At 64.5% G+C, this 26,817-nt stretch carries 32 protein-coding genes and 1 pseudogene; 13 read left to right on the forward strand and 20 right to left on the reverse strand.

Annotation, left to right across the window (positions count from 1 at the left end; all coding sequences use genetic code 11):
- Nucleotides 1-17: 17 nt before the first annotated feature.
- Nucleotides 18-878, reverse strand: a pseudogene (locus tag L0D16_RS00355) (transposase).
- A gap of 200 nt (nucleotides 879-1,078) precedes the next feature.
- On the opposite strand from L0D16_RS00355, the gene L0D16_RS00360 reads away from it, so the two are divergent.
- Nucleotides 1,079-1,804, forward strand: coding sequence for a class I SAM-dependent methyltransferase (locus tag L0D16_RS00360; RefSeq protein ID WP_169335130.1), 726 nt, complete (start codon nucleotides 1,079-1,081; stop codon nucleotides 1,802-1,804).
- Nucleotides 1,805-1,958: 154 nt separating this feature from the next.
- Here L0D16_RS00360 and fumC read toward each other — a convergent pair whose 3' ends face one another.
- Both fumC and L0D16_RS00370 read right to left on the reverse strand, forming a co-directional pair.
- Nucleotides 1,959-3,356, reverse strand: coding sequence for a class II fumarate hydratase (fumC, locus tag L0D16_RS00365; RefSeq protein WP_243029361.1), 1,398 nt, complete (start codon nucleotides 3,354-3,356; stop codon nucleotides 1,959-1,961).
- Between the two features lie 20 nt (nucleotides 3,357-3,376).
- Nucleotides 3,377-4,117, reverse strand: coding sequence for a TerC family protein (locus L0D16_RS00370; RefSeq protein WP_243029362.1), 741 nt, complete (start codon nucleotides 4,115-4,117; stop codon nucleotides 3,377-3,379).
- Nucleotides 4,118-4,153: 36 nt separating this feature from the next.
- Here L0D16_RS00370 and L0D16_RS00375 point away from each other — a divergent pair, with 36 nt between their 5' ends.
- Entirely contained in the window at nucleotides 4,154-5,122 is a 969-nt protein-coding gene (locus tag L0D16_RS00375; RefSeq protein WP_243029363.1) for a YpdA family putative bacillithiol disulfide reductase, read from the forward strand.
- 9 nt (nucleotides 5,123-5,131) lie between these two features.
- Here L0D16_RS00375 and L0D16_RS00380 read toward each other — a convergent pair whose 3' ends face one another.
- From L0D16_RS00380 to L0D16_RS00395, 4 genes are all read right to left on the reverse strand, one after another.
- The gene (locus tag L0D16_RS00380; protein ID WP_243029364.1) at nucleotides 5,132-5,905 is read right to left on the reverse strand and encodes an ABC transporter ATP-binding protein; all 774 of its coding nucleotides are present in this window, start codon (nucleotides 5,903-5,905) and stop codon (nucleotides 5,132-5,134) included.
- The gene (locus L0D16_RS00385) at nucleotides 5,898-6,935 is read right to left on the reverse strand and encodes a FecCD family ABC transporter permease (RefSeq protein ID WP_243029365.1); all 1,038 of its coding nucleotides are present in this window, start codon (nucleotides 6,933-6,935) and stop codon (nucleotides 5,898-5,900) included. Before L0D16_RS00385 ends, L0D16_RS00380 begins: the two co-directional genes overlap by 8 nt.
- Nucleotides 6,936-7,038: 103 nt before the next feature.
- Nucleotides 7,039-7,962 (reverse strand): heme/hemin ABC transporter substrate-binding protein, encoded by a 924-nt coding sequence (locus L0D16_RS00390; protein WP_243029366.1) that lies wholly within the window; start codon nucleotides 7,960-7,962, stop codon nucleotides 7,039-7,041.
- A 12-nt stretch (nucleotides 7,963-7,974) separates the two neighbouring features.
- A complete protein-coding gene (locus L0D16_RS00395; protein WP_243029367.1) occupies nucleotides 7,975-8,307 on the reverse strand; it encodes an antibiotic biosynthesis monooxygenase family protein in 333 nt (110 codons plus the stop codon).
- 197 nt (nucleotides 8,308-8,504) lie between these two features.
- On the opposite strand from L0D16_RS00395, the gene mog reads away from it, so the two are divergent.
- From mog to cimA, 6 genes are all read left to right on the forward strand, one after another.
- Nucleotides 8,505-8,999 (forward strand): molybdopterin adenylyltransferase, encoded by a 495-nt coding sequence (mog, locus tag L0D16_RS00400; protein WP_243027248.1) that lies wholly within the window; start codon nucleotides 8,505-8,507, stop codon nucleotides 8,997-8,999.
- A gap of 165 nt (nucleotides 9,000-9,164) precedes the next feature.
- Nucleotides 9,165-10,853 carry a biosynthetic-type acetolactate synthase large subunit gene (gene ilvB / locus L0D16_RS00405; RefSeq protein WP_243029368.1) on the forward strand — a complete coding sequence of 563 codons (1,689 nt, stop codon included), beginning with the start codon at nucleotides 9,165-9,167 and terminating at the stop codon, nucleotides 10,851-10,853.
- The gene (gene ilvN / locus L0D16_RS00410; RefSeq protein ID WP_243029369.1) at nucleotides 10,850-11,362 is read left to right on the forward strand and encodes an acetolactate synthase small subunit; all 513 of its coding nucleotides are present in this window, start codon (nucleotides 10,850-10,852) and stop codon (nucleotides 11,360-11,362) included. The genes ilvB and ilvN overlap by 4 nt, the downstream gene beginning before the upstream one ends.
- Nucleotides 11,359-12,372, forward strand: coding sequence for a ketol-acid reductoisomerase (gene ilvC, locus L0D16_RS00415; protein ID WP_243029370.1), 1,014 nt, complete (start codon nucleotides 11,359-11,361; stop codon nucleotides 12,370-12,372). The genes ilvN and ilvC overlap by 4 nt, the downstream gene beginning before the upstream one ends.
- Nucleotides 12,373-12,429: 57 nt before the next feature.
- Nucleotides 12,430-13,986, forward strand: coding sequence for a 2-isopropylmalate synthase (locus L0D16_RS00420; protein WP_243029371.1), 1,557 nt, complete (start codon nucleotides 12,430-12,432; stop codon nucleotides 13,984-13,986).
- 48 nt (nucleotides 13,987-14,034) lie between these two features.
- Nucleotides 14,035-15,618 carry a citramalate synthase gene (gene cimA, locus L0D16_RS00425; RefSeq protein ID WP_243029372.1) on the forward strand — a complete coding sequence of 528 codons (1,584 nt, stop codon included), beginning with the start codon at nucleotides 14,035-14,037 and terminating at the stop codon, nucleotides 15,616-15,618.
- Here the strand turns inward: cimA and L0D16_RS00430 are convergent.
- The 3 genes from L0D16_RS00430 to L0D16_RS00440 all read right to left on the reverse strand — a co-directional run bounded on the left by L0D16_RS00430 (nucleotide 15,590) and on the right by L0D16_RS00440 (nucleotide 17,829).
- On the reverse strand, nucleotides 15,590-15,979 hold the full coding sequence (locus tag L0D16_RS00430) for a Uma2 family endonuclease (protein WP_243029373.1): 390 nt from the start codon (nucleotides 15,977-15,979) through the stop codon (nucleotides 15,590-15,592). The genes cimA and L0D16_RS00430 overlap by 29 nt on opposite strands.
- 66 nt (nucleotides 15,980-16,045) lie before the next feature.
- Nucleotides 16,046-16,822, reverse strand: coding sequence for an ABC transporter permease (locus tag L0D16_RS00435; protein ID WP_243029374.1), 777 nt, complete (start codon nucleotides 16,820-16,822; stop codon nucleotides 16,046-16,048).
- Nucleotides 16,819-17,829, reverse strand: a complete 1,011-nt coding sequence (locus L0D16_RS00440) for an ABC transporter ATP-binding protein (RefSeq protein WP_243029375.1) — start codon at nucleotides 17,827-17,829, stop codon at nucleotides 16,819-16,821. Before L0D16_RS00440 ends, L0D16_RS00435 begins: the two co-directional genes overlap by 4 nt.
- A gap of 31 nt (nucleotides 17,830-17,860) precedes the next feature.
- On the opposite strand from L0D16_RS00440, the gene L0D16_RS00445 reads away from it, so the two are divergent.
- From L0D16_RS00445 to bshB1, 3 genes are read left to right on the forward strand one after another with little or no spacing between them, the layout of a single operon-like run.
- Complete coding sequence (locus tag L0D16_RS00445) at nucleotides 17,861-18,634, forward strand: ABC transporter permease (RefSeq protein WP_243029376.1); 774 nt, start codon at nucleotides 17,861-17,863, stop codon at nucleotides 18,632-18,634.
- Between the two features lie 10 nt (nucleotides 18,635-18,644).
- Nucleotides 18,645-19,247, forward strand: coding sequence for a glycerol-3-phosphate 1-O-acyltransferase PlsY (gene plsY / locus L0D16_RS00450; protein ID WP_243029377.1), 603 nt, complete (start codon nucleotides 18,645-18,647; stop codon nucleotides 19,245-19,247).
- Nucleotides 19,240-19,923, forward strand: a complete 684-nt coding sequence (gene bshB1 / locus L0D16_RS00455) for a bacillithiol biosynthesis deacetylase BshB1 (protein WP_243029378.1) — start codon at nucleotides 19,240-19,242, stop codon at nucleotides 19,921-19,923. The genes plsY and bshB1 overlap by 8 nt, the downstream gene beginning before the upstream one ends.
- Here bshB1 and L0D16_RS00460 read toward each other — a convergent pair.
- The 8 genes from L0D16_RS00460 to L0D16_RS00495 form a co-directional block, all read right to left on the reverse strand.
- The gene (locus tag L0D16_RS00460) at nucleotides 19,920-20,537 is read right to left on the reverse strand and encodes a uracil-DNA glycosylase (protein ID WP_243029379.1); all 618 of its coding nucleotides are present in this window, start codon (nucleotides 20,535-20,537) and stop codon (nucleotides 19,920-19,922) included. The genes bshB1 and L0D16_RS00460 overlap by 4 nt on opposite strands.
- The gene (locus tag L0D16_RS00465; RefSeq protein WP_003044617.1) at nucleotides 20,534-20,902 is read right to left on the reverse strand and encodes a hypothetical protein; all 369 of its coding nucleotides are present in this window, start codon (nucleotides 20,900-20,902) and stop codon (nucleotides 20,534-20,536) included. Before L0D16_RS00465 ends, L0D16_RS00460 begins: the two co-directional genes overlap by 4 nt.
- A 161-nt stretch (nucleotides 20,903-21,063) precedes the next feature.
- Nucleotides 21,064-21,609 (reverse strand): hypothetical protein, encoded by a 546-nt coding sequence (locus tag L0D16_RS00470; RefSeq protein ID WP_479725465.1) that lies wholly within the window; start codon nucleotides 21,607-21,609, stop codon nucleotides 21,064-21,066.
- Nucleotides 21,610-21,803: 194 nt separating this feature from the next.
- Entirely contained in the window at nucleotides 21,804-22,349 is a 546-nt protein-coding gene (locus tag L0D16_RS00475) for a TlpA family protein disulfide reductase (RefSeq protein ID WP_341474609.1), read from the reverse strand.
- Nucleotides 22,312-22,491, reverse strand: a complete 180-nt coding sequence (locus L0D16_RS00480) for a YHS domain-containing protein (RefSeq protein ID WP_243029381.1) — start codon at nucleotides 22,489-22,491, stop codon at nucleotides 22,312-22,314. The genes L0D16_RS00475 and L0D16_RS00480 overlap by 38 nt, the downstream gene beginning before the upstream one ends.
- Before the next feature lie 10 nt (nucleotides 22,492-22,501).
- Nucleotides 22,502-22,828: a hypothetical protein gene (locus L0D16_RS00485; RefSeq protein WP_243029382.1), complete on the reverse strand. Its 327-nt coding sequence runs from the start codon at nucleotides 22,826-22,828 to the stop codon at nucleotides 22,502-22,504.
- An 88-nt stretch (nucleotides 22,829-22,916) separates the two neighbouring features.
- Nucleotides 22,917-24,293 (reverse strand): mercury(II) reductase, encoded by a 1,377-nt coding sequence (merA, locus tag L0D16_RS00490; protein ID WP_243029383.1) that lies wholly within the window; start codon nucleotides 24,291-24,293, stop codon nucleotides 22,917-22,919.
- A complete protein-coding gene (locus L0D16_RS00495) occupies nucleotides 24,290-24,541 on the reverse strand; it encodes a hypothetical protein (protein ID WP_243029384.1) in 252 nt (83 codons plus the stop codon). The genes merA and L0D16_RS00495 overlap by 4 nt, the downstream gene beginning before the upstream one ends.
- Before the next feature lie 154 nt (nucleotides 24,542-24,695).
- Between L0D16_RS00495 and L0D16_RS00500 the strand changes: the two genes are divergently transcribed.
- Nucleotides 24,696-25,166 (forward strand): cytochrome P460 family protein, encoded by a 471-nt coding sequence (locus L0D16_RS00500; RefSeq protein ID WP_243029385.1) that lies wholly within the window; start codon nucleotides 24,696-24,698, stop codon nucleotides 25,164-25,166.
- Here the strand turns inward: L0D16_RS00500 and L0D16_RS00505 are convergent.
- A complete protein-coding gene (locus tag L0D16_RS00505; protein WP_243029386.1) occupies nucleotides 25,163-25,894 on the reverse strand; it encodes a Crp/Fnr family transcriptional regulator in 732 nt (243 codons plus the stop codon). The genes L0D16_RS00500 and L0D16_RS00505 overlap by 4 nt on opposite strands.
- 205 nt (nucleotides 25,895-26,099) lie before the next feature.
- Between L0D16_RS00505 and L0D16_RS00510 the strand changes: the two genes are divergently transcribed.
- The gene (locus L0D16_RS00510; RefSeq protein ID WP_243029387.1) at nucleotides 26,100-26,309 is read left to right on the forward strand and encodes a hypothetical protein; all 210 of its coding nucleotides are present in this window, start codon (nucleotides 26,100-26,102) and stop codon (nucleotides 26,307-26,309) included.
- Nucleotides 26,310-26,374: 65 nt separating this feature from the next.
- On the opposite strand, the gene L0D16_RS00515 is transcribed toward L0D16_RS00510, so the two are convergent.
- The gene (locus L0D16_RS00515) at nucleotides 26,375-26,782 is read right to left on the reverse strand and encodes a heavy metal-responsive transcriptional regulator (RefSeq protein ID WP_243029388.1); all 408 of its coding nucleotides are present in this window, start codon (nucleotides 26,780-26,782) and stop codon (nucleotides 26,375-26,377) included.
- Between the last annotated feature and the right edge of the window lie 35 nt (nucleotides 26,783-26,817).

The following is a 26,817-nucleotide window of genomic DNA, read 5'->3' on the forward strand; positions in this document are numbered from 1 at the left end:
TACTATAACCCAAGTTGCTACCCAAGCATTTGTTGAGCCAAGAGATTTAGGTTGTGGGCCAAGATGAAGGAGAGCACCTTGATCACAAAACCCTCCTGGGTCACCGCATGGATGCGCCGCGGGAAGAGGGCATGGAGCATACTGCCCACCGTCTCCACCACCCCCTAGGTGTTTCCCTCACGGGAAAGCAGCCGCCCCACAATGGCCAGGTACTGCAACCAAGGCACATACCGCCGGCTGTTCCTTCTACGGATGACCATGGGCACAATCCCCCCCGCCTCCCGGAGGAGGTCTTCATAGAAGTGGCTTTCGTACCCCCGGTCCAGGTAGAGCTCCGCCCCCTCGGGAAGGTCCAGGGGAAGAAGGAGCAAAGAGCTCAGATCATGTAGGCTTCCCGGGGTCAGGCTCACTTCATGGATAAACTTCCCGTCGTCCACCAGGAGGTGGAGCTTGGGGCCGTGGAAGTAGACCCGTTTGCTGGGGATGAAGCCGCGGTAGGCCTTGTCTGGGAAAAGGCGGGAGCGGGGGGCGCGGATATTCTCGCAGGCGGGGAGGGGGAAGGTGTCCAAGGCGTAGGCCTGGGCCTGGTGGAGGTTTTTCCAGGCCTGGGCTAGGAGGTGGAGAAGGGGGAGGAAGAAGGGGTATAGGGCGTGGAGTCTGCGGTTGAAGCGACTTGGGGAGGGGACGTAGGTAAAGAGGCGCAGGTCTTTGGCGAGGGCCAGGGCCTTGTTGTGCTTGCCGCCCAGTTCCATGGCGGCCAGGATGGCGAGGGTCAGGATGGCGGAGGCTGGGGTCTTGGCTTGGGGGTCGTCCTTGTAGCCCAGGGCCTGGAGGGCATCGTCTATAATGCAAAAGGCCGCTATGATGCGCGACAGCATAGCGGCCACTATTTTTTCAGGCCTCGGGATAGGTAGCAACTTGGGTTAACATAGCACGGCGGGCGCCCGCTGTCCAGCGATCCATCTGGCGGTCCTTCCCGGACGGCGGGCGGTGCACTATAATTTGGCCAAAGCTCCGGCACCGGGGCCGGTGCCGCGCCGCGGGGGGATGGCCGATGACGGGTGCACACTGGGACGCCGTGTTCGACGAGGATTACCTGTACTTCTACGAGACCTTCTTGCACGACGAGCGCAACGAGAAGGAGGCCGAGCTCATCGCCCGGCTCCTCGACCTCGGTCCGGGGGCGGATGTGCTGGATGTGCCTTGCGGGCACGGCCGCATCGCCGTGCGCCTGGCGCGCCGAGGCTGCCGCGTGACCGGCCTCGACGCCAGCCCGCTGTTCCTGGAGCGGGCCCGCCAGGCCGCGGCGGCCGCGGGCGTCGGCGTCGAGTGGGTCCACGGCGACATGCGGGCCCTGCCGTTCGGGCGAGACTTCGACGCCGTGGTCAACTGGTTCACCTCCTTCGGCTACTTCGACGACGAGGAGAACCGCCGCGTGCTGGCGGAGTTCCGGCGCGTGCTGCGGCCCGGCGGCCGGCTGCTGATCGAGACGGTCCACCGCGACCGGATCCTGCGCAGCCTGCCGCCCGGCGAGCCGGTGCGCTTCGACGTGGTCCGCCGGGGCGACGACCTGATGATCGACCGCACCGGGTACGAACCGCTCACCGGGCGCGTGCAGACCGACCGCACCATCGTCCGGGACGGGCGTGTGCGCCGGTTCGCGTACGGGCTGCGGCTGTATACGCCGGTGGAGCTGCGGGACGAGCTGCTGCGGGCCGGGTTCGCCCGCGTCGAGCTGCTGGGCGACGAGGGCGGACCACTCACGCTCGACAGCCGGCGGCTGCTCGCCGTCGCGCAGGCGTGAGCGAGGGCGCCGAACCGCTGGTGCGCGCCGCGACCCGGGAAGGCAAGCGGCGCCCGGTGGCGAACCCATGGTGCGGCCAGTTCCGTGGTGCGCAGCGACCGTTACTATAGTAGTGCCCACCCCGCTTGGGGGTGGGCGTTCTCACAAATGGCCCTCAGGCCTCATGGGGCTTGGCCAGCCTTATGGGCACCACGATGCGGTCAAACTCCTCCTCCGTGAGGTAGCCCAGCTCCAGGGCGGCTTGCTTCAGGGTCTTCTTCTCCTTGATGGCCTTCTTCACGATCTCCGCCGCCTTGTCGTAGCCGATGGCCTTGTTCAGGGCGGTGGCCAGCATGGGGTTTTTCTGCAGGTGCTCTTCTATCCGCTCCCGGTTGGGCTCTATGCCCTTGGCCAGGTGCTCGTTGAAGGATTCCATGGCGTCCGCCAGGAGCTTGATGGACTCGAGGGTGGCGTCCACCATCACGGGTTTGTAGACGTTGAGCTGGAAGTTCCCTTGGCTCCCAGCGAAGGCCACGGCGTGGTCGTTGCCAAAGACCCGCACCACCACCATGGTGAGGGCCTCCACCTGGGTGGGGTTCACCTTGCCAGGCATGATGGAGGACCCGGGCTCGTTGGCGGGGATGAAGATCTCCCCAATACCCCCGTAAGGCCCCGAGGCCAGCCAGCGGATATCGTTGCCGATTTTCATCAGGGCCCCGGCCAGGGTGCGCAAGGACCCCATCACCTGCACCAGCTCGTCGTGGGCGGCCAGGGCGCTGAAGCGGTTTTCCGCCACCCTAAAGGGAAGCCCGGTTTCCTCGGCCAGGTACTGGGCCACCCGTTGCCCAAACTGGGGATGGGCGTTTAGACCCGTACCCACCGCCGTGCCCCCGATGGCCAGGTTGTAGAGGCCTTTTTCTGCTTCCTTCACCATGGCCAGGGTGTTCCTGAGCTGGGCCGCCCAGCTTCCCACCTCCTGCCCCAGGGTGATGGGGACCGCGTCCATGAGGTGGGTGCGCCCTATCTTCACGATGCCGTCAAAGGCCCGGGCCTTCTCCGCAAAGGTCTGGATCAGGGCTTCCGCCGCCGGGTACAGCCTCTGGTGGAGGGCTAGGGCCGTGGCCACGTACATGGCGGTGGGGAAGGTGTCGTTGCTGCTTTGGCCCCGGTTTACGTGGTCGTTGGGGTGCACGTACTTGGAACCCAGGGGCTTCCCCAAAAGCTCCGAGGCCCGGTTGGCGATGACCTCGTTCACGTTCATGTTGGTCTGGGTGCCGCTACCCGTTTGGAAGACCACCAGGGGAAAGTGGTCGTCCAGCTTTCCGGCGATGACCTCTTCCGCCGCCTGGATGATGGCCTTGGCGATTTCCTCGGGAAGCTCTCCCAGCTCCAGGTTGGCTCTGGCCGCGGCTTTCTTCAGCATGCCGTAGGCGCGGATGACCTCCAGGGGCATGGGGAAGCGCCAGGCTCCTATACGGAAGTGCTCCAGGGAGCGTTGGGTTTGTGCCCCCCAGTAACGGTCCGCTGGTACCCTTACCTCGCCCATGGTGTCCTGTTCAAGCCGGTATTCCATACGCCACCTCCAGCCCGATTCTATTCCTCCTCATAGGGCTGGCGTAGCCTCACGGGTTGGCCCCGGAGCCCGGCCCGGAGGTTCAGCCACTCCACCAGCACGGCGAAGCCCATGGCGAAGTAGACGTAGCCCTTGGGGATGTGCACGCCCGTGCCCTCGGCCACCAGGGTGAAGCCCACCAAAAGGAGGAAGGAGAGGGCCAGCATCTTCACCGTGGGGTGCCGGTTGACGAAGGCGTAGATGCCCTTGGAAGCCAGGAGCATGATGGCCACGGAAAGCAGGATGGCCGCCACCATCACCGGCACGAAGCGGGTGAGGCCCACGGCGGTGATGACGGAGTCTATGGAAAACACGATGTCCAGGAGGAGCACTTGGCCCATGACCGAGGCCAAGGAGGGGGCCACCCTTTTTATGGCCTCGCCGGGCTCGCCCTCGAGCTTTTCGTGGATCTCCTTCACGGCTTTGTAGATGAGGAAGAGCCCTCCCGCAATCAGGACCAGGTCCTTGCCCGTGACCTCGTGGCCCAGGAGGGCGAAGAGGGGCTCCTTTAAGGCCATGATCCAGGCGATGGAAAGGAGGAACAGGATGCGGGTGAGGGCGGCCAGGGAAAGGCCCATGACCCGGGCCCGGTCCTGCTGTTCTTTGGGCAGTTTGGAGGCCAGGATGCTGATGAAGATCACGTTGTCTATGCCCAGGACCACTTCCAGCACGGTGAGGGTTACGAGGGCGATCCAGACCTCAGGGTTGGTGAGCCAGTCCATGGGAAGGAGTTTACAGGGGGGCGTAGACTAGGGGGCATGGTGGACGTCCTCATTGTGGGTGCCGGTCCGGTGGGCTTGGCGGCGGCCCTCATGGCCAAGCGCCTGGGTCTATCCCACCTGGTCCTGGAAAGGGGGACCGTGGCCGACACCATCTACCGGTTTCCCCGGCAGATGGTTTTCTTTTCCGAGGCCAAGAACCTGGAGATCGGCGGCCACCCCCTGGTCTCCCAAGGGCCCAAGCCTACCCGCCTCGAGGCCCTCCTCTACTACCAGAAGGTGGCGGAAAGGGAAGGGCTGAACGTTCTCACCTACACGGAGGCCACGGCCATTGAGGGGGAGGAGGGGGCCTTCCGCGTCCGGGCCCGGGACCGGCTGGGGGAGAGGGTTTGGCAAAGCCGCTATGTGGTGGTGGCCACGGGGTACTTCGGCAACCCCAACCGCCTGGGGGTGCCGGGGGAGGACCTGCCCCACGTCCTCCACCGCTACGAGGAGGCGGCGCCCTTTTTCCGGCGGCGGGTGGCGGTGGTGGGGGGAAGCAACTCCGCGGTGGAGGTGGCCCTGGACCTCTTTCGGGGTGGGGCGGAGGTGGCCTTGGTCCACCGGGGGAAGTGGGTGCGCCCCAGCGTGAAGTACTGGCTCCTCCCTGATTTTGAGAACCGGGTGAAGGAGGGAAGCATAAGGGCGGTGATGGCAACCCGGGTCAAGGCCATCACCCCGGAGGGCCTCCACCTGGAAGGGCCCCAAGGGGAGGGGTTTTTGGCAGCGGATTTTGTCCTGGTCCAGATCGGCTACCGGGCGGAGGACCGGCTTTTGCGGGAAGCGGGGGTGCGCTACGAAGGGGGGAAGCCCTGGGTTTCCCCGGAGTGGGAAACCTCCCGTAAGGGGCTTTTCGCCATCGGCTCTGCGGCCTTTGGCCCCGATACCCGCTCGGTCTTCATTGAAAATGGCCGCAGGCACGCGGAGGTGGCCCTTTTGGCCGTGGCAGGCCGCCTGGGGTCTATGTGAGGGTGTCCTCTACCCCCGAGTGGCGGTTAGGGGTAGGATGACCCGGGTCCCGCTGGGGTCTTCCCAGGCCTGGAAGGCAACTTCATACGCCTCTTGTAAGAGGTTAGGTTGGAGCACCTCCTCAGGCCTGCCCTGGGCCACCATACGGCCCCCCTTTAGGAGAAGGAGCCGATCCGCAAACCGGCATGCCAGGTTTAGGTCATGGAGTACGGCCACCACCCCAGCCCCCTCTTGGGCCAGGGAGCGAAAAAGCTGGAGTAAGTCCATAGCATAGCGGGGATCCAGGTGGTTGGTGGGTTCGTCCAGGAGGTATAGCTTCGCTTCCTGGTTAAGAAGGCGCGCCATTTCTACCCGCATCCTTTCCCCTCCGGAAAGGGTGGGGAGAAGGCGCTCCTTGAGGGGCAGTGCTTGTACTCGTTCCAAGTAACGTAGGGTTTTGGCGTGGTCTTCGGTCTTTTCTCGCCGCCCCTCCAGGTGGGGGAGCCGGCCGAGGAAGGCCACCTCGTAGGCGGTAAAGGGAAAGCCCATCTCCTGCAGCTGGGAGAGGACCGCCCGCGTCCGGGCCAGGGCCGAAGGCCTATAAACTGCCAAGGGCCTGCCCTCCAGGAGGATCTCCCCCTCGCTGAGGGGGATTTCTCCAGCAAGAAGGCGCAGGAGGGTGGTCTTTCCGCTGCCGTTGGGACCCAGGATGCCTAAGACCTCGCCAGGAGCAATGGAGAGGTGAAGGCCTTTAAGAAGCCAGCGTCCACCTACCCGGTAGCCCAGGTTGTGGGCCTCAAGCACGGTACACCTCCTTCTTAAAGCGCATCACCAAGTACAGAAAAAAGGGGCCTCCCAAAAGGGCTGTGAGTATCCCAACGGGAAGTTCGGCAGGGGCCACAAGGGTACGGGCCAGGAGGTCGGCCAGCACGGCCAAAACACTCCCCAGGAGGGCAGAGCCGGGCAGGAGGTACCGGTGGTCTGGCCCCGCCACCAGGCGGAACAGATGCGGGGCCACCAGGCCGATAAAGCCCACTCCTCCTGCCATGGCCACCGCGGTTCCCACACCTAAAGCCGAGCCGAGGACCGCTTGGCGCTTGAGGGCGTTCGCATCCACTCCCAGGTGGAAGGCTTCCCGTTCCCCTAAGGTGAGGGCATTAAGCCCGCGGGCCAGGGGGAGGAGGAGGCAAAGGGCCAAGAGGGCGAAGGGCAGCCCGGCTAGGAGCAGCCTCCAGGTGACTCCGGAAAAACCGCCCAAGGTCCAGAAGGTGAGGCTGCGGAGCTGCTGGTCTGTGGACGCGGAGATGAGGAGGCCGATGGCCGCTCCCACCAGGGAGTTGAGCGCAATGCCCGCAAGCAGAAGTATGGCCACCTGGGTGCCGAAAGGGGTGCGGGCGATCCACCACAGGGCCTGGGTGGCCAGGAGACCACCTAGAAAGGCCCATACGGGTAGGGCATAGGCCTCTAAGGAGGCTGAACCGGGCACCAATACGATGAAAAGGGCGGCCCCTAGGGCTGCTCCTGAGGAAACCCCAATGAGGCCGGGGTCCACCAAGGGATTGCGGAAAAGCCCTTGAAGGACGGCACCCGCCATGGCCAGCAGGGCGCCCACCAAGGCCGCACCCAGCACCCGGGGAAAACGCAAGGCGGTGAGGACCTGGTATTCTACCCCCTCGCCCTTTAGGAGAATCGCGGGAATCTCCAGGGGAGCTATCTTATAGGCCCCGATCCCTGCTCCCAGTAGGAGGGTGGTGGGCAATAGGATCGCCAGAACTAGAAGAGCTAGGCGGTAGCGTCGGGTCCAGGGGAAGGAAAACTGGGGCTGGTTCACCATGGTTCACCCCCGATGCAGAACCTCTTCCCTTCGCCCAAAGGCAAGCGTGGCCCAGCCAGTAGGGAAAGGGTTTTCCCAAGGGCCCACCAAGGGCTTGGGTGCTTCATCGGGGCGCCACCTCCACAAACCCTTCCTGAAGATAGGCGGCGCGGAAGAGGTCCAGGGCAGCTCGACCTGCCCGGGGACCAAAGGAGCCCAGATAATTGTCGTCCATGGCCACCACCTTTCTCCGTTGCCCCGCGGGGGTCTGGGCCACCCCGGGGAGGCGGAGAAGGCCCTCTAGCCCGCCCAGGCTGTCTAGTCCCCTCTTGAACACGACGATTACGTCGGGCCTGGCCGCCACCACGCTTTCAGCGGTCATGGGCTTACACTCCTGGATACCCTGGGCCGCGTTTTCCAGCCCCGCCAGTTCCATCATGCCCACGGGGGTGGCTCCTTCGCCACACACGAAGGTGGTTTGGGTGCCCCTTGCGTAGATGAAGAGACCTCGCAGCTTCCCTTTGGGGGCGTTTTGGGCTTTAAAGGCTTTAAGGGCTAGTAGGTCCCGTTCCAGTGCCCGGACCAGGAACTCCCCCTCCTGGGTACGCCCCACGGCCTGGGCTATGAGGCGGATCTTGCGCTTGGCTCCTTCCGCGGTGGGTTCGTTTTGGTAGAGGATGACCTTCACCCCCGCGGCTTTAAGCTGCTCCAGCACCTGGGGTGGGCGGACGTCGTCCCGGCCTACCACTAGGGTGGGTCTTAGGGAGAGGATGCCTTCCGCGGACAGGCGAAACTGATAGCCCACGCTGGGAAGCCTCAGGGCCTGGGGCGGGTAGAGGCTGGAGTCATCCCGGCCCACTAGCCTATCCCCCATCCCGAGGGCAAAGAGGATCTCGGTGCTGATCCCGTCCAGGCTCACTATGCGCTCCGCCGAGGCGGTACCCTGCCTGCCCTTGGCGGGGGTATCCCCTGCCCTAAAGGGCTGGGCCCAGGCTAGGCCGGCAAGGGTCAAGGCGCCCGTGCAGAATAGGGTTATGGCGGTCCTCATCCTCCTCTCCTCCTAAGGGGTAGGGTCCTGGCCGGGGGATTCCGAGTCCAGGAAGGCCACGAAGCTTTCCAGGCGGTTAGGACCCCGGAAGGCTTCCTTGGGCAGGGTGCCGCTGCGGGCATGCCCCTCCCGGAACTCAGGGCTTTCCGTCCAGGCCCGGAAGGCGGCCTCACTCTCCCAAAAGGTCATGACGATGTAGGGGTCCTCAGGGTTCTGGGGGCGTAGAACCAGGTTGCGGATAAATCCTGGCATCCGGTCCACCAGCCTGGCACGCGTGCGGAAGGCCTCTTCAAACCTGTGGGCGAACTCGGGTTTGACGGGTATGCGGTTCATGGTCACGTACATCTGGGCACCTCCTTTCCGGGATGAGGCTAGCAGGCATGGCGTGAAAAGTCAAGTATTCCGATCGGATTACTTAAGATACAAATGGTAATCAATCTTAATACCAAACCAACCCACATGGCCTTTAGAGCGGATGCCGTTTCTTGCCGGTTTGGGCAGTGCCTTGGCGGTGGCCAGGGGCCTTGCCTTAAGCTGGGGGCATGAGGGTGCGGGTAGGGGTGCTTACGGTTTCCGACCGGGCAAGCCAGGGGGTTTACGAGGACCGCTCCGGCCCGGCGGTGGCGGCCTTTGTCCGGGAGCGCTGGCCGGAGGCGGAGGTGGTGCCCCGGCTGGTGCCCGACGAGGTGGAGGCCATACGGGAAGCGGTGCTGGAGCTTTTAGGCATGGGGTGCCGGCTGGTGCTCACCACGGGGGGCACCGGTCCTGCCCCCCGGGATGTGACCCCGGAGGCCCTCTTGCCCCTTTTGGAGAAGCCCCTCCCCGGCTTCGGCGAGGCCATGCGCTTGGCCTCCTTACGGGAGACGCCCTTGGCCATCCTCTCCCGCCAGGTGGCCGGGGTGCGGGGGGAGGCCCTGATCGTGAGCCTACCGGGCAGCCCCAAGGCCATCCGCACCTGCCTCGAGGCGGTGTCTGAGGCCATCCCCGTGGCCCTTCGCCTGCTTGAGCCAGGTTCCTCTTGCGAAAAGGACCCTTGACATCCTGGGGGGGCTAGGCTAGCATGGGCCACAAGATGCGCTTCGGCCTCGCCCTATCCCTAGGCCTGGTCCTAATCGTAGGACCGGTGGGGGGTAGGGTGTAGCAGTGTAGGGCGCATCCAAAACCCCCCGGAGAACCGGGGGGTTTTGGTTTAGGAGGGGGAGATGAAGGGATCGGAGGCACTTCTAAAGGCGCTGGAGCGGGAGGGGGTGGAGGTCATCTTCGGCCACCCAGGTGGGGCCATCATGCCGGTCTACGATGCCCTCTATGACAGTCCCATCCGCCACATCCTGGTGCGGCACGAGCAAGGGGGTGTGCATGCCGCCACCGCCTATGCCCGGGCTTCGGGCCGGGTGGGGGTGGTGATGGCCACCAGCGGCCCCGGGGCCTTGAACCTGGTCACGGGTCTGGCGGATGCCTATATGGACTCCACCCCGGTGGTGGCCATCACCGGGAACGTGCCCCGGGCCCTGATCGGCAGCGACGCCTTCCAGGAGGCGGACGTCACCGGGGTCACCATGCCCATCACCAAGCACAACTACCTGGTGCAGGAGGTGAACGACATCCCCCGGGTGGTGCGGGAAGCCTTCCACATCGCCTCCACGGGGAGGCCCGGGCCGGTCCTCATTGACCTGCCCAAGGACGTGCAGCTTGCGGAGTTCACCGGCACCTTTGACGTGGAACTGGACCTTCCCGGCTACAAGCCCACCACCAAGGGCCACCCCAAGCAGATAGAGCGGGCCTTGGAGGCCCTGGAGAAAGCGGAGAAGCCCATCCTCATGGTGGGGGGTGGGGCGCAGCACGCCCACGGGGAGCTTCTGGCCTTTGCGGAGAAAACGGGAATCCCGGTGATCACCACCCTCATGGGCCTGGGGGCCTTCCCTGGCCATCACCCCCTTTGGCTGGGCATGCCCGGGATGCACGGCACGGTGGCCGCCAACCGGGCCATCCACCACGCCGACCTCATCCTGGCCATCGGCCTGCGCTTTGACGACCGGGTCACGGGGAAGGTTTCCCGCTTCGCCCCCCACGCCCACACCATCATCCACGTGGACATTGACCCCGCAGAGATCGGCAAGCTGGTGCGCACCCACGTGCCCATCGTGGGGGATGCCCGCCTGGTCCTTAGGGAGATGCTGAAAGGGGCCAAGCCCCTTAGGCTGGCCTCCTGGTGGCGGGAGCTGGAGGATTGGCGCACCCGCTACCCTTTGCGCTGGAAGCCGCGGCCCCATCTGCAGGCCCCGGAGGTGATCCGGGCCTTTGCCGAGGCCACGGGGGGGCACGCCATTGTGACCACGGGGGTGGGGCAGCACCAGATGTTCGCCGCCCAGTACTTCCCCGTTACCCGGCCCAGAAGCTTTATCACCAGCGGGGGCCTGGGCACCATGGGGGTGGGTTTGCCCTTTGCCATTGGGGCCAAGGTGGCCCGCCCGGACGAGCTGGTCATTGACTTTGACGGGGACGGTTCCTTCCAGATGACCCTGCAGGAGCTGGCCACGGTGGTGAAGTACGGTCTGGACGTGAAGGTGGTGATCCTCAATAACGGCTACTTGGGCATGGTGCGGCAATGGCAGGACCTCTTCCACGCCAAGCGCTACTCGGAGGTGTACCTGGCGGACTCCAACCCCGACTTCGCCCGCCTGGCGGAGGCCTACGGCATCAAGGGGGTGAGGGTGGAGCGCAAGGAGGACCTCATGAAGGGGGTGGAGGCGGTCCTTTCCGCCGATGGCCCCGTGGTGGCGGAGTTTAAGGTCTACCACGAGGAAGGGGTCTTCCCCATGATTCCCGCAGGGGGGGCGGCGGAGGACATGATCCTGGAGCACCCCGAGGAAAGGCAGGAGGTGGAGGCGTGAGGCACGTGATCTCGGTCTTGGTGCAGGACCACCCCCGGGTGCTAAACCGCATCACCGGGCTTTTCGCCCGCCGGGGCTTCAACCTGGAAAGCCTGGCGGTGGGTACCACCCATGTGCCCGGCCTATCCCGCATCAGCCTGGTGGTCTCGGGGGACGACCGCACCCTGGAACAGGTGGAAAAGCAACTTAACCGGCTGATTGAGGTGCTGAAGGTTACCGACCACTCCGAGCCCCACGTGGAGCGGGAGCTGGCCTTGGTCAAGGTGCACGTGGCGGGGGTGGAGGAGCGCTTGGCGGTGAAGGACATCCAGGAGGCCTTCCGGGCCCGGGTGGTGGACGTGGCCCAGAAGAGCCTGATCCTGGAGCTCACCGGGGACTCCAAGAAGATAGACTCTTTCCTTGAGGCCCTTAGGCCTTATGGGATCCTCGAGGTCATGCGCACCGGGGCGGTGGCCATGAGCCGAGGGGAGCGCACCCTTAAGGTCAAGGAAAGACGGGAGGCGGTATGAAGATCTACTACGAACACGACGCAGACCTAGGTTTCATCCAAGGCAAGAAGGTGGCGGTACTGGGCTTCGGCTCCCAGGGGCACGCCCATGCCCTGAACCTCAAGGACTCGGGGGTGGACGTGCGGGTGGGGCTTAGGCCCGGGTCCCGTAGCGCCGCCAAGGCGGAGGCCATGGGGCTTAGGGTCCTCCCGGTGGCCGAGGCGGTGCGGGAGGCGGATGTCGTGATGGTGCTCCTACCCGACGAAACCCAGGGCCGGGTCTACCGGGAGGAGATTGAGCCTAACTTGAAGGAGGGGGCTAGTCTGGCCTTTGCCCACGGGTTCAACATCCACTTTGGCCAGATCAAGCCCAGGCGGGACCTGGACGTCTGGATGGTGGCCCCCAAGGGTCCCGGCCACCTGGTGCGGAGCGAGTACACCAAGGGAAGCGGGGTGCCAGCCCTGGTGGCCGTGCACCAGGACGCCTCGGGCTCGGCCTTTCCCACCGCCTTGGCCTACGCCAAGGCCATCGGGTCGGCGCGGGCCGGGGTCATTCCCACCACCTTCAAGGACGAAACGGAAACCGACCTCTTTGGGGAGCAGGCGGTGCTCTGCGGGGGGCTTACCCGGCTGATCCAGGCGGGGTTTGAAACCCTGGTGGAGGCCGGGTATCCGCCGGAGATGGCCTACTTTGAGACCGTGCACGAGGTCAAGCTCATCGTGGACCTCATCTACGAGGCGGGTTTCGCCGGCATGCGCTACTCCATCTCCAACACCGCCGAATACGGGGACTACACCCGGGGGGAGGTGGCGGTTCCGGTGGAGGAGACCAAAAGGCGCATGCGGGAGATCCTCCGCCAGATCCAGGCCGGGGAGTTTGCCCGGGAGTGGATGCTGGAGAACCAGGTGGGCCAGCCGGTCCTGGAGGCCAACCGCAAGCGCTGGAAGGAGCACCCCATTGAGGAGGTGGGGGCAAGGCTCAGGGCCATGATGCCCTTCCTGCGGGCAAGGGTATTGGAAGAGGTAGGCTAGGTGGGTTCCAAAGGCCCCCCACCTGGGGGGCCTGGTGCGTTTTTGGGGAGGGAGAAGATGGAACGGCACATCCGGATCTTTGACACCACGCTGCGGGATGGGGAGCAGAGCCCAGGGGTGGCCCTTTCCCTGGACCAGAAGCTGGAGATCGCCCACGCCTTGGCCCGGCTCAACGTGGACATCATTGAGGCGGGCTTTCCCGTATCCGGGCCTTTGGAGTTTGAGGCGGTAAGGCGGATCGCCGCCGAGGTAAAGGGGCCCATCATCGCCGCCTTGGCCCGCACCCACACCCTGGACATTGACCAGGCGGCCAAGGCCTTGGAGAAGGCGGAAAAGCCTCGGATCCACGTCTTCACCTCGGCCTCCAAGGTCCATCTCCAGTACATGCTGAAGAAAACCGAGGAGGAGGTCCTGGAGATGGCGGACCAGATGGTCCGCTATGCCCGAGGGTACGTGGACGACGTGGAGTTTTCCGCCCAGGATGTGATGCGGGCGGAGTGGGAGTTCGTGAAGCGCCTCTACGAGGTGGCCATTGAGGCTGGGGCCACCACCATCAACATTCCCGACACCACCGGCTACGGTACACCCAATGAGTACGGGGCCCTGATCCGCCGCATCCGGGACGAGGTGGTGCGGGGCCGGGACGTGATCATCTCCACCCATACCCACGACGACCTGGGCCTGGCCACCGCCAACGCCCTGGCGGGCATAGAGAACGGGGCGGGCCAGGTGGAGTGCACCATTAACGGCATTGGCGAGCGGGCGGGCAACACCGCCTTGGAGGAGGTGGTCATGGCCCTTTATGTGCGCCGGGACTGGTACAAGGCCAAGACCCAGATCAACACCCGGGAGATCTACCGGGTTTCCCGCCTGGTGGAGCGCTACACTGGCATGCCCGTGCCCCCCAACAAGGCCATCGTGGGGGACAATGCTTTTGCCCACGAGTCGGGGATCCACCAGGATGGGGTGTTGAAGCACCGCTCCACCTACGAGATCATGGACGCCGAGCTCATCGGCAGGCGGCCTGCGGTGATCGTCTTGGGCAAGCACTCTGGGCGGGCGGCCTTCAAGAAGGCCCTCGAGGACCTGGGCTACAAGGACCTCCCCGAGGAGCAGCTCAAGGTGCTCTTCTCCCGCTTCAAGGAGATCGCCGAGAAGAAGGGGCCCTTGTCGGCCGAGGAGCTTCAGGCCCTGGTGGAAAGCGAACGGGAGCCGGCATCCCAGTTCTTCACCCTGGAACATGTCCAGTTCTTCTCCGGCTCCGGCCTCCTGCCCACGGCCACGGTCAAGGTGAAAACCCCAGACGGGGAACGCCTGGCCACCCACACCGGGGATGGGCCGGTGGATGCCGTGTACAAGGCCATCCAGGAGGCCATCGGCCTTAGGCCTGAGCTGGAGCTTTACCGGGTGGAGGCCATCACCGGCTCCACCGAGGCCTTGGGCCAGGTGACGGTACGCCTGCGCCTGGGGGAGCTTCAGGCGGTGGGGGTGGGGGTATCCCCGGACATCATTGAGGCCAGCGCCTTGGCCTTCCTGGATGCCGCCGGCAAGCTGGCCAGCGGCCGGGCCACCCGGCACCCGCCCTCCATTGAGGAGGTCCAGCGGGGTGTGTAGGGCCACCCTTGCCGGGCTTGGCCAAGGGGGGCTTCCAGGGGTGAGGAGATGGTGGAGATCCTAGACACCACCCTACGGGATGGAACGCAAGGGGAGGGCATCAGCCTTTCCGTGGACGACAAGGTGGCCATCGCCAAGCGCCTTTCCGCCTTCGGGGTGCACCTGATTGAGGGGGGCTGGCCCGGGTCCAATCCCAAGGACGCCGAGTTCTTTGCCCGCATGAAGGGGGTGGACCTGGGGGAGGCCAGGCTGGCCGCCTTTGGGGCCACCAGGCGAAAAGGGCTTTTGCCGGAGGAGGACCCTTCGGTCCTGGCCCTTTTGCAGGCGGAAACCCCGGTGGTGGTCCTCTTTGGCAAGAGCTGGACCCTGCACGTTTTGGAGGCCTTGGAGACCACCCTGGAGGAGAACCTGCGCATGATCCAGGACACCGTGGCCTACCTGGCCGGGCGGGGAAGGCGGGTGGTCTACGACGCCGAGCACTTCTTTGACGGGTACAAGGAGGACCCGGGCTATGCCCTGGCCACCCTGGAGGCCGCGGCCCAAGGGGGTGCGGACACCCTGGTCCTTTGCGACACCAACGGGGGGACCTTGCCGGAGGAGGTCTACGCCATCACCAAGGTGGTGGTGGAGCGCTTTCCCGGCCTGAGGATCGGCATCCATCCCCACAACGACGCCGAGCTGGCGGTGGCCAACGCCTTGGCGGCGGTGCGGGCCGGGGCCACCCACGCCCAGGGCACCATCAACGGCTACGGGGAGCGGTGCGGCAACCTGAACCTGACCAGCTTCCTCCCCACCCTGGTCTTTAAGTACGGCATTCCCGCCATCCCCCAAGAAAGGCTTAAGGGCCTGAAGGAGCTCTCCCACTTCGTGGACGAGAGGGCCAACCAATCCCCCAACCGCCGCGCCCCCTACGTGGGGGAGTCGGCCTTCGCCCATAAGGCGGGGGTGCACGTTTCTGCCGTCTTGAAGAACCCCCGCACCTACGAGCACATTCCTCCCGAGTGGGTGGGGAATAGCCGCCGGTTCTTGGTCTCCGACGTCTCGGGCCGGTCCAACCTGCTGGCCAAGCTCCAGGAGCTGGGGGTGGACCTTTCCAAGGAGGAGGCCAAGCGCCTACTGGACGAGGTCAAGGCCCTGGAGTACGAGGGCTATGCCTTTGAGGGGGCGGAGGCCAGCTTTTACCTCCTGGCCCACCGCCTGAAGGGCGGGAGCCTGCCCTTCAGCGTGGAGGGGTTTTCCGTCTTCGTGCACGGAAGCGGCCTGGACACCGCTTGGGCCGAGGCCACGGTGCGGGTGAGGGTGGGGGAAAGCCTCCAGCACACCGCCGCGGAAAGCCCCTCGGGGCCGGTTTCCGCCCTGGATAGGGCCTTCCGCAAGGCCGTGCTCCAGTTTTACCCGGAGCTTTCCGACGTGGAGCTAACCGACTACAAGGTGCGCATCCTCGCCGGCCAGGAGTCGGGCACCAACTCCGGGGTGCGGGTGATGATTGAGATGAAGCGGGGAGAGGAGCGCTTTAGCACCGTGGGGGCCAGCGAGAACATCCTCGAGGCCTCCCTTAAGGCCCTCACCGACGGCTACGCCTACGCCCTCCTCCACCCCAGCCTCAAGGTGACCGCGCCCACGCCAGGCTGACCTCGGGGAAGGCCAAGGGGCTTGCAGGCTCGGAAGGGGAGAGAAGGCGGCTCGGGCGGTAGCGTCCCTCCTTTAGCTTCACCGGCCACACCTGGGGGATGCCGGCCTCTGCGGAAGGGGGAAGCTCCGCCTCCCGGTCCAACTCCAAGGAGAGGTCCGCCACCTCTATAGGGAGAAGGACCTCTGGGTGGCGGTCCCGAGGGCGGTCCAAGGGTGGGGCAAGGACGGGCGGGTCGGGTTCGGGTTCCGAGTCGGGAGGAAGACGCCAGGGGTTTGGCCCCATGACCCCAGCCTCACCCCGTGGGGCCTCATGCAAGGGGTTGTCCAGCCGGGCCACCATGAAGGCCTGTTTGGGTCCCATGGGGCTCTATCCCTTTCCCCGAAGGAGCTCCACCCGCGGAGGCGGTAGCGGGTGGCCATGCCCCTATTAGGCTCCCTGGCCGGAGTAGTGCCTAAGCCCAAGCCGCCAAAGGAGCCGCCAAAGGAGAAGGAGGGCTCCACCCCAGAAGAGCATGATCCAGATCCCCGGGAGGAGGTCCACTTCCTGCCCAGCCAGGAGGGCGGCGGGCAGGTAGACCAGGTAGGGAAAGGGGGTGAGGAGGGCCAGGGTCCTTAGGGGTTCGGGGAAGACCTCGAGGGGCGCGATGGTCCCGGAAAGGAACAGGTAGAGGAGGAAGAAGACCTCCTCCACGGAAACCGCCCGCTCGCTGAAGAAGGTGAGCATGGCAATGGTGTACTGCATCAGGTAGCGCAGCAAGAAGGCCAAAAAGGTGAAGAGAAGCCCCAGCAAAAGGGGAAGGGGTTCAGGCACAAAGCGGGCCTCGGGGAAGATCCAAAAGAAGAGAAGGACGAGGAGCACCACAAAGGGGAACCGGGCCAACCGTTCGGCCACGTGGGCGGCCAGGTGTTCCCAAAAGGGGTCCAGGGGTCTAAGGAGCCGGAAGGAGAGCCGGCCCTCCACCACATCCCGCTCAAACTCCCACACCACCCAGACCACCGTGGCCTGGCGAACCAGGAACACCATTAGGAAGTAGCGGGCAAACTCACCGGGGCTTAAGGGGAAGTCCCCGCCCCTGGCCGCCTCCGTCCACACCCCAAGGAGGATGAGGGGAAGGGCTCCCGCCAAGGCCCAGAGGAAGAGCTCGGCCCGGTACTCCAGCATGTAGGCCAGGTAAACGGAGAGCAAAACCCGGGCCTTCCTCATACCTCCTCCAGGGTGTGCGCCAAAGGGGCTATCTTGTAGACCCGGGCGATGACCTCCTCCAGCGGGGGCTCCCGCACCTCCAGGTCCTCCACGGGAAGCCTTTTGAGGATCTCGGCCACCCTTTCCGTGAGCCGTTCCCGGGGAACCAAAAGGCGGGCTTTTAGGCCCTCGAGAACCCTCACCTCCCCGAAGGGAAGGAGGGCCTCCTTAGGCAAGGGTTGGGCCAGGACGAGCCCCACCTCCCGGTAGGGGGCAAAGCGCTCCAAGAGCCCTTCCAGGGCGCCATCGTAGAGGAGCTTTCCTTGATGGATCACCAAGACCCTTTCCGCCAAAGCGGCGATATCCGCCATGTAGTGGCTGGTGAGGAGCACCGTGGCCCCGTAGCGCCGGTTGTACTCCCGGATGAACTCCCGCACCGCCACCTGGGCGTTGATGTCCAGGCCCAAGGTGGGCTCGTCCAGGAAGAGGACCTCCGGGCGGTGGAGAAGGGCCGCCAGGAGCTCGGCCTTCATCCTTTCCCCCAAGGAGAGCTTGCGCACCGGCTGGTGTAGCTTTTCGGTGAGGGAAAGCATATCGGAAAGCTCCCGGACCCTCTTTTTGAACTCCTCCTCGGGGATCTCGTAGATGGCGGCGTTGAGGCGGAAGGTGTCCCAGGCGGGGAGGTCCCAGATGAGCTGTTGCTTGTTGCCCATCACCAAGGTGATCTTCTTCAGGAAGGCCTTTTCCCGCCGCCAGGGTACGTGCCCCGCCACCACGGCCTGGCCCCGGGTGGGGTGGATGAGCCCGGTGAGCATCTTCAAGGTGGTGGTCTTGCCGGCGCCATTGGGCCCCAGGAAGCCCACCACCTCCCCTCGTTCTATGCGGAAGCTCACCCCTTCCACCGCCTGCACCGTGCGGTACTGGCGGAAAAGGAAGTGGCGCCAGGTGGCGAGAAGGCTGTCCTCCTTCAGGGCCACCCGGTAGTGCTTGGTGAGGTCCTGGGCTAGAACCACAGGCGTCCTTGACACCCTTTAAGTCTACCCGTGGTGTAATGGGGAAGTGCGTTACCTGAGGGTTTTCCTCCTCTTCCTGCGCCTGAGCCTGGCGGCGGAGATGGAGTACCGCCTGAACTTCCTCCTGGGCCTCCTTTCCTCAGCCCTCACCCTTCTTGGGGCCCTTTTCGGCCTCTTTCTCCTCTACCAAGGGGGGTACCGGCCCGGGGGCTGGTCCTGGGAGGAGGCCCTTTTGGTCCTGGCGGCCTTTACCCTCCTTCAGGGCCTAGGGAGCACCCTCTTGGCCCCCAACCTCAACAAGATCGTGGAACATGTACAACAAGGCACCTTGGACTTCGTGCTCCTAAAGCCCCTAGACCCCCAGTTTTGGCTTTCCTTCCGGGTGTTTTCCCCTTGGGGCTTGGGGGATTTCCTCCTGGGGATGGGCCTTCTGGTATATGCGGGGGTGCGCCTGGGGCTAGGGGGCTTGGGCTACCTGGCCTTCGCCGGGTACTGGTTTCTGGGGGCCGTGATGCTCTATAGCCTGTGGTTCTTGCTGGCCACCACCAGCATCTGGTTCGTGAAGATCTACAACGTCACCGAGGTTTTGCGGGGGCTTCTGGAGGCGGGACGTTTCCCCGTGGGGGCCTACCCGGCTTTATACCGGGTCTTTTTTACCTTCGTGGTGCCGGTGGCCTTCCTCACCACCGTGCCGGCGGAGGTGGCTTTGGGGCGGGGGGCGGTTTCCCTCTGGGCTTGGGGTCTGGCCTTCTTTTTGTTCCTCTTGTCCCGGGCTTTCTTTCGTGTGGCCTTAAGGAGCTACACCTCGGCTAGCAGTTAGAATCTTCCCTATGGTGTCGGGGCTTTTGGTCCTTTTGCTGGCCTATCTCTTTGGGTCCATCCCCGCAGGGGTTTTGGTGGCCCGCACCTACCGGGTGGATATCCGCAAGGTGGGCTCGGGGAACATAGGGGCCACCAATGTCCTTAGGGCTTTGGGCCCGGGGCCGGCCTTGGTGGTGGCCCTTTTTGACGTCTTCAAGGGGGGGCTTGCCGTGCTCATCGCCCGGGCGGTGGGAATAGAGGGCCCGCTTTTGGGCGGGGTGGCCTTGGCGGCGGTGTTGGGCCACAACTACTCCCTCTTCCTGGGGTTTAAGGGAGGGAAGGGGGTGGCCACCAGCTTTGGCACCCTGCTCTTTCTGGACCCTGTCTTGGCGTTTTGGACGTTTCCCATAGGGATCACGGTGATGCTCCTTACCCGTTACGTGTCGGCGGGGAGCATGACCGGGGGGGTGGCGGCCACGGTCCTGGCCCTGGCCTTGGCCCGCCCCTTTTGGGAGGTGGCCACCGTGGCCCTCATGGCCCTTCTCATCTTCTGGACCCACCGGGAGAATCTAAAGCGCCTGCAGGCGGGTACGGAAAGGCGCCTTGGGGAGAAGGAGGGAGGCCGTGCTTGACCTTCTGGTCCTGGCTCCTCATCCCGACGATGGGGAGCTGGGGTGTGGCGGCACCCTGGCCCGGGCCAAGGCGGAGGGACTGAGCACCGGGATTCTGGACCTCACCCGCGGGGAGATGGGCTCCAAAGGCACCCCGGAGGAAAGGGCGAAAGAGGTGGCGGAGGCCAGCCGCATCCTGGGCTTGGACTTTAGGGGCAACCTGGGGTTGCCCGACGGGGGGCTTCTGGACGTACCCGAGCAGCGCCTTACGCTGGCCGAGGCCCTGAGGCGGCTTAGGCCCCGCATTGTGTTGGCCCCCTTCGAGGCCGACCGCCACCCCGACCACACGGCGGCAAGCCGCTTGGCGGTGGCGGCGGTGCACCTGGCGGGCTTGGGGAAGGCCCCGGTAGAAGGCGAGCCGCACCGGGTGGAACGGCTTTTCTTCTACCCGGGGAACCATCCCTTCACCCCCAGCTTCCTGGTGAAGATATCCGCCTTCATAGACCAGTGGGAGCAGGCGGTGCTGGCCTACAGGAGCCAGTTTTCCGGGGAGGCGGTGAGCGAAACCGTGGGCCCTAAGGGCCTGGAAGCCCGTAAGGCCATGCGCCGCTACTTCGGCAACTACCTGGGCGTGGACTATGCGGAGCCTTTCGTAAGCCCCTTGCCCGTCCTCTACACCCCTTGGAGCCGGGCCTAAAAGAGGGGTTCTTGGCTCACCGCCTTCACCTGTCGGCGCTCCTTGGGGGGTAGGGCGTCCAAAGCCCGCTTCACCTCCTGGATGTCCAGCCAGGTGAGGTGCTTGGGGCTTCCCGGGGCCCGGCTGGGGTTGCGGAGGAGGTAGGCGGGGTGGAACATGGGGAAGACCCGGATGCCGTGCCAGCTGAACCACTGCCCCCGCACCTTGGTGATGGAGACCTTCTCCCCCAGGAAAAACTCCGCCGCCACTGCCCCCAAGGGGATGATGATCTGGGGGGCGATGAGCTCAATCTGCTTCAAGAGCCATTTGTCGGTGCAGATCTTGGCCTCATCGGGCAAGGGGGCGCGGTTATTTGGGGGACGGCACTTGACGATGTTGGTGATGTAGACCGATTCCCGGGGGATGCCGGCGGCCTCGAGGATCCGGTTAAGCAGCTGCCCGGCCTTCCCCACGAAGGGGCGGCCCTGCTTGTCCTCCTCCTCCCCGGGGCCTTCCCCCACGATCATGAGCTGGGCGTCGGGGTCCCCTTCCCCGAAGACCACCTGGGTGCGGCCTTCCGCCAGGCGGCAGGCGGTACAGGCCTTGGCCTGAGCGTGTAGAAGTTCCAGGGTCATTGCAAGGGTTTCCGGGCCTTGCGGGCTTCCCGTCGGGTTTTGGGATCCAGGCCGATCATGAGGAAGAAGTTCTCCAGGGCGTTCTCCTGGCCTTTGATCTCTGGGTACTGGTCCTCCGGGGTGCCGGTGACGAAGGGCAGGGACTTGTAGAGCTCCAAGGCGTACTGCACCACGGCCTCCGGCCCCTCGGCCTCCGCCACCTCCGCCAGCTTGGCGTAGACCTCGCGCCGGGCCTCCGCATGGCGGCGGAAGACCTCCGGGTTCGGCGTCTCCGGCGCCCGGAGAACGTCCTGTTTGGCGATGCGGCGGTAATGCTTCAAGCCCCGAACGATCTCCTCCGTGGTCAGCGTGATCTTGAACTCCATCCCCGCTCCTTTCCGGCCCAAGGGCCCTACCTTTGGCAGATTATATAGCCGGAGGAAGGGGTAAGAACCGGAAAAGAATAACCCTGAGGATGGCCGCTGGGGTTGCCAACGTGAAACCCTAGTCCTGGGGGTTTTGGGTGGCGAAGGCATAGGCGGAGCACCTAGCGGGTGCGGATTAGGATTTGTCTGTAAAACCCGTAGCCTGTGGCTGCCGCCAGTAGTCCTAGCCCGATACCCATCCAGCGGGCCCCGGTAGGGGCCTGGGAGAGGAAGGCCAGCTGATAGCCGACCAAATAACCCCCGGCCAGGAGCAGGAGCAAAGTCCCTAAGGTCCCTAGGTACCTGCCTCCTTGACCTAGGTGCCGGAGCACCCTCTCTTGGCCTAGCCCTACCAGCAGGCTTGCCGTGGTGAGCACCGCACCCATCCCCAGTCCGTAGGCCAGCAAGGCCAGGGCTCCGTCCACCGGACCTTGGGTAAGGGCGAAACCCACCACGGAAAGAAACACTGGCAAAGCGCATCCCAGGCTGGCCAAGCCATAGGCCAATCCAAAGCCATAGAACTGCACGAACCTTTCCCCCTTAGAGGCTCGCAGCGCCAGGCTTGGCCGAGCTCCCTTGCCGAGGAGCGCCAGAAACCCCATTGCCAGTAGCCCTAGGCCTAGCCCGAGGTTCAGGTAGGGAAGGTAGCGCCCCACGAGTCCGCCCACCCATGTGAAGGCTAGGCCTAGGGTACCGAACGCGGTTAGGGTCCCTAGCGCGAGGGATAGCCCCAGCCTTAACCCGGCCTTGGCTCCCCCCCGATTTTGGGCCATGAAGCGCCCTAGTACCGCGGGCAACAGGGCGAAGCCACAGGGGTTAAGCGTGGCCAAGGCCCCAGCGACAAACGCGTAGAGCCACAGGCTCATAGGAGCGCCGCCACGATGGTCTTCAGCACCGGCTCGGATACCCCTCCGCGCAGGCTCCTCACCAGCTTGCCGTTTTTGTCGTAGATGAAGGTTGAGGGCATTCCGGTAAGACGGAAGCGTTCTACAGCGACGCGGCCTTCAGGGTCCAGGTAGACGGGGTAGGCAATGCCGAACTGCTGGATAAGCTTAAGGGTTCCCTCCCTCAAGGACCCCACCGAGATGCCCACGACGGCCAGCCCTCGGTCCTTGTATTTCCAGGACAGCCGTACGAGGCCCGGTAGCTCGGACCAGCAACCCGGGCACCACTCTGCCATGAAGTTCACGATTAAGACCTTACCTCTGTACTGAGCGGGATCAAAGGCGCTGGCCATGCCCTGGATACCTGGAGCTAGGGTCGCCCCTCCGCCGGATGGGGGGCAGCAGGTGCGATCCGCTTGGAGAGGCGAAGCGGCGGGGAAAACAAAGGCTAGTGCCAGGGAAGCTAAAATGCCTAAAGTAGCCCACTTAGCGCTCAGGGGGTTCACGCCGCTCCTCCTTGGCATACCGCTCGGGCTCCTTTAGGAAACTTTCCCGATATTGCTTGCAGCAGAAGTGGTAGGTTTTTCCTTGGTACTCAGTGTATACCTGCGAGCGTTCAGCGTTGATGGTACGGCCGCATACGGGATCCCTCACAAACTGGGCCATGATCTACCTCCTAGCAGCACCCCGCAAAGCCGGGGTAGCGGATCCAAAGCCAAAGGAGAAGCTCCTCCAAATCGTCTATTGCCAAGGTAATATGGTCCTCCTGGCCCTCTAGGAAAAGGCGGGGGCAAGGCGCATCCGTGGATGTAGGCCTTAGGTTAAGCCTCAGGGGACGTCGTTGCTGGACTTCCCGCCACAGGGCTACCTTGGCTAGGCAGCGCGGGCAGCCAGGCCGATAGGAGAGTTCAGCCCGGGGGCCTACGGCGGCCACAGGGTTCTCTTCCAGGAGGCGGGCGCAGGTGGCATCCTCCACCGGATAGGGCTCGCTTTCGATGGTCACCCAGAGGGAAGGGCCCTGGGTCTTTGCTCCGCAAAGGGCGCAGCGCAGGGAAGGGGGGTGGGTTTTAACCGAGGCTGGGGTCATGGCATTAGGCACAGCAGGAAAGCATCCCCACCTCGGTGTCCAGGGCCTGGGCTACCAGGCGGATGCCTTCCGCCAGGGTCAGGTAGGGGTGGAAGGTGTCGATCAAGTCGCGGTAGTGGAGGCCGAACCTGACCGCCAGTACCGCTTCCTGCAGGGCATCGCCAGCCTCGGGAGCCAGGACGGAAAGCCCCAGCACCGTCCCCTCGGCGTCCACCACCAGCTTGAAGAGACCGCGGGGATCGTGCTGTACCAGGGCTTTGGGAAGGAGGTCCAGGGGAAGCCGGGATACTCGGACGTCCTGGCCGTGGAGGTGGCGGGCCTCCATCTCAGTGAGCCCCACAGTGGCCAGGGCAGGGTCCGTGAAGGTGACCCGGGGCACGGCCTTAAGCTCGAGGGCCTCCCTTCCCCCAAGGGCATTCCGTGCGGCCACGCGCCCGTACTGGGCCGCCACGTAGACGAACTGGGGTAGGCCCGCCACGTCGCCGGCGGCAAAGATGCGGGGGTTGGTGCTTCTAAGGTACTCGTCCACCAGGACCTCTCCCCGGGAGCCTAGCCCCACCCCGGCGGCCTCGAGGTTGAGCCCCTGGGTGCGGGGCTTGCGCCCAGTGGCCGCCAAGAGGCGCTGGGCCTGGTATGTTCGCCCCTGGGTGTGGACTGAGAACCCATCGCCCTGGCGTTCTACCCCCAGCACCTTGATCCCGGTTTGGATTTCCATCCCCTCGTCCTCCAGATAGCCCCGGAGCAGGCGGCTGAGCTCGGGATCCTCGGCGGGGAGGAGGTAGGGGGTGGCCTCCAGCACCGTTACCCGGGTACAAAGCCGGGCGTAGATCTGGGCGATCTCTAGCCCGATAGGGCCTCCACCGATGACCACCAGGCTTTCGGGATGGATATCTGGGAAGAGGGCTTCCAGGTACGTCCAGGGTTGGCTTTCGGCCAGGCCGGGGATGGGAGGTAGGGTTGGACTCGCGCCGGTGGCCAACACATAGCCCTCGGCCTTGTAGGCCCCGCCGTTCACCTCCAGGGTTTCCTCATCTTGGAACCTGGCCTGGCCCTGGATCAGGGATACCCCTGCGGCCTGCAAAACGTCCGCATACTTTTCCTGGCGAAGCTCCTCCACAAGCCGATCCTTTTGTCGGATAATCGCGGGGAGCTCCGCCCGCACCGCCTGGGTGTGGATGCCCTGGAAGGGATGATGCTTGGCCTTGTGGAAGGCCTCGGCGGCACGCAACAGGGCTTTGGAGGGCACGCATCCCACGTTGACGCAGGTCCCGCCCAGGGTCCCGCCCTCAACCACCGCCGCCTTGGCCCCCCTCGCGGCAGCCTCCAAGGCTGCGGCCACCCCGGCCGAGCCCGAGCCGACGATGATTAGATCGTACTTCATAGCTTCTCCTCCCCAAGGACCCGTGCGGGGTAACCCACAACCCCCAGGGCCTTTAGCCTTCCCTCGGGGAAGGCTTCCTTCACCCCTTTAGCCTCCTTGCGCAGGTAGGTCACCCTTACTTCTTCCCTTCCGGACACATACTTGGCAGGCCTTGGGCCAGCCCCTATGAGGGCACCCTCCACCGCTCGGTGACAATGGGCGCCCTGCATCTGGGAAACCTTGAGCGGGTAACGGCGCACGACCTTCATACTGCCAGGGTAAACCTTGGAGTTAGCTCCAAAGTCAAGCCCCAAAGGAAGTTAAGGGGTGTAAAGGAGTTTATAGCGGTTGTTCTTCCCCTGGCCTAGGTTGGAGGCCTGGAGGTGGCCAATGAGGAAAAGGTACAAGGCCATACTGGGGATAATGGCGATCGGCTGGTCCATCCTAGCCCTGTCCCAGGCTGTAGACCAGGATGCAGCCTTTGCCCAAAGGCTTTGGCGGCTTCTGGCCGGGGCTTCTGGGGAGGATTACCGGCTTAGCTGGCACTACATCCCGGGGAAGCCCATGGGCTTCTACCAGGGCACTGAGCCCCATGGAGCCTTACTCCGCACCTTCGTGAACAGCATCGCCTTCGATGCCATAAAAGCCAAGGTTGGGCAGTACCCGGTAGGCTCGGTCATCGTCAAGGACAACCACATGCCGGATGGGACATTGGATGGGATTACCGTTATGGTCAAGCGGGGCAAAGGGTACGATCCCGATCACGGGGACTGGTTCTGGGCCAAGTACACTCCCAAAGGGGAGGTGGAAGTGGCAGGAAAAGTTCCGATGTGCTCCTCCTGCCATGCCCGGGCCCGAGGCCAGGATTACGTGTTCAGCACAGCCATTCGCTAAAGGCCCTCCCACGTTTCCAGAAGGCTTTCTAGGCGGTCTGGGTACAGCACGTACCCAGACCCCTGTCTTTCCAAAACGCCTTCCGCGCGAAAGAGGCGGAAGGCCTGGGCTACGGTGACCCGGGTGACTCCGCAGAAGGTGCCCAGCTCCTCCTGGGAAAGGTCCAGATCCAGCAGGATGCTCCCGTTTTTCCCCAAGTGGCCAAAGCGGCGCCCCAGGTTCAGGAGAAGCCTGCCCACCCGTACGGGGGCAGGCAGGGCCCCTCGAGCTATTTCCTCCGTGAGCTGTCCGATCCTTTCCGCAAGAAGGGAGGCAAAGGCCAAGGCCACCTCAGGCAGGGTGCGGGCGATTTCCAGAAACTGCTCCCGGGAAACAGGACAGACCACCGCCTGGGGGCTCTGGACCAGGGCGGTGGTGGTCTGTGCGGGCTTTCCGGTTAGAAAGGATTCACCGAAGATATCCCCCTCGCCGAGCAGAGCCAAGGTTCGTTCTCCTTTGGTCGTGGGCAGGATGAGGCGCACCCGCCCCTCCATCAGGATGAAAAAGCCCTGGGCAGGGTCCCCTAGGAGGAAAATAGCCTCCCCCTTGCGATAGCGTCTGGGAGGGCATATAGCCTCCATCTCGGCCATGGCTTCCGGTGATATACGCCGGTGCCAGGAGGCTTCGGGAAGAAAGAAGTGTTGGGGAGGGCCTCCCCTGGGGCGGAAAAGGGCTCGTAGCCAGTCCATCCGCTTACGGTCAGTATAGCCTGAAATCCGGCTTGTAAAACCTTTTACAGCCAGTGCGCTGCTCCTAGCTCAGGCTAACCTACAGGTGATGGGTATGCGCAAGGTAGCCATCCTGGTTCTGGCAGGCACGGAAACCCACGAGGGCCTGGGGCGACTTGTGAACACCCTCATGCTGGCCCAGGAGCTTAAGTAAGCCGGGGATGAGGTGCGCCTCCTCTTTGACGGGGCGGGTACCCAAGAGCTTGCCGCCTTGGCTAGTCCTAGTCATAAGGCCCACGCCCTCTTTCTATCGGTGCGGAGCTGTATCCAAGGTGCCTGCGCCTACTGCGCTCAAGCCTTTGGGATGAAGGAGGCCCTAAAGGCCCTCGGGATTCCCTTTCTTGGCGAATACCGTACAGGGATCACCCCAGCCTGAGAATCCTCCTGCAAGAAGGGTATATCCTCGTTACCTTCTCGAACGCTGGGCCAGCCTAAACATGGTCACGTGGGGGTAGAGTCCAGGTAAACGCAGTGGTCGTGGCCTTCGCAGAGAGGGTCGGGGTGGGCCTCGGCCCACCTTAGCCGCTCGGTCAAGGCAGCGCGCAAAGCGGTAAGCTCGGCGATGCGCCTTTCCAGCAGGGACACCTTTTGGCGCAACACCCGGCGCACGTCGGCGCAAGGAGGGCGACCTTCCTCCATGACCCTCAGCATCGCACGGATCTCCTCCAAGGTCAGGCCCAAGGCCTGGGCCTGATTGATGAAGTTGAGGCGGCGGAGGGCCTCCTCCCCGTAAAGGCGGTGGCCTCCCTCGCTACGGGCCACGGGGTGGACCAAGCCTTTGCGCTCATAGAAGCGCAACGTGTCGGGGCTCGCCCCAACATGCCTAGCCAGCTGGCCGATGCGGTACACACATCAGAATAGAGGGGGTTTGGTTCCGGGGCCAG

Origin of the sequence: Thermus altitudinis (assembly GCF_022760835.1) — a bacterium.
GTDB lineage: Bacteria > Deinococcota > Deinococci > Deinococcales > Thermaceae > Thermus > Thermus altitudinis.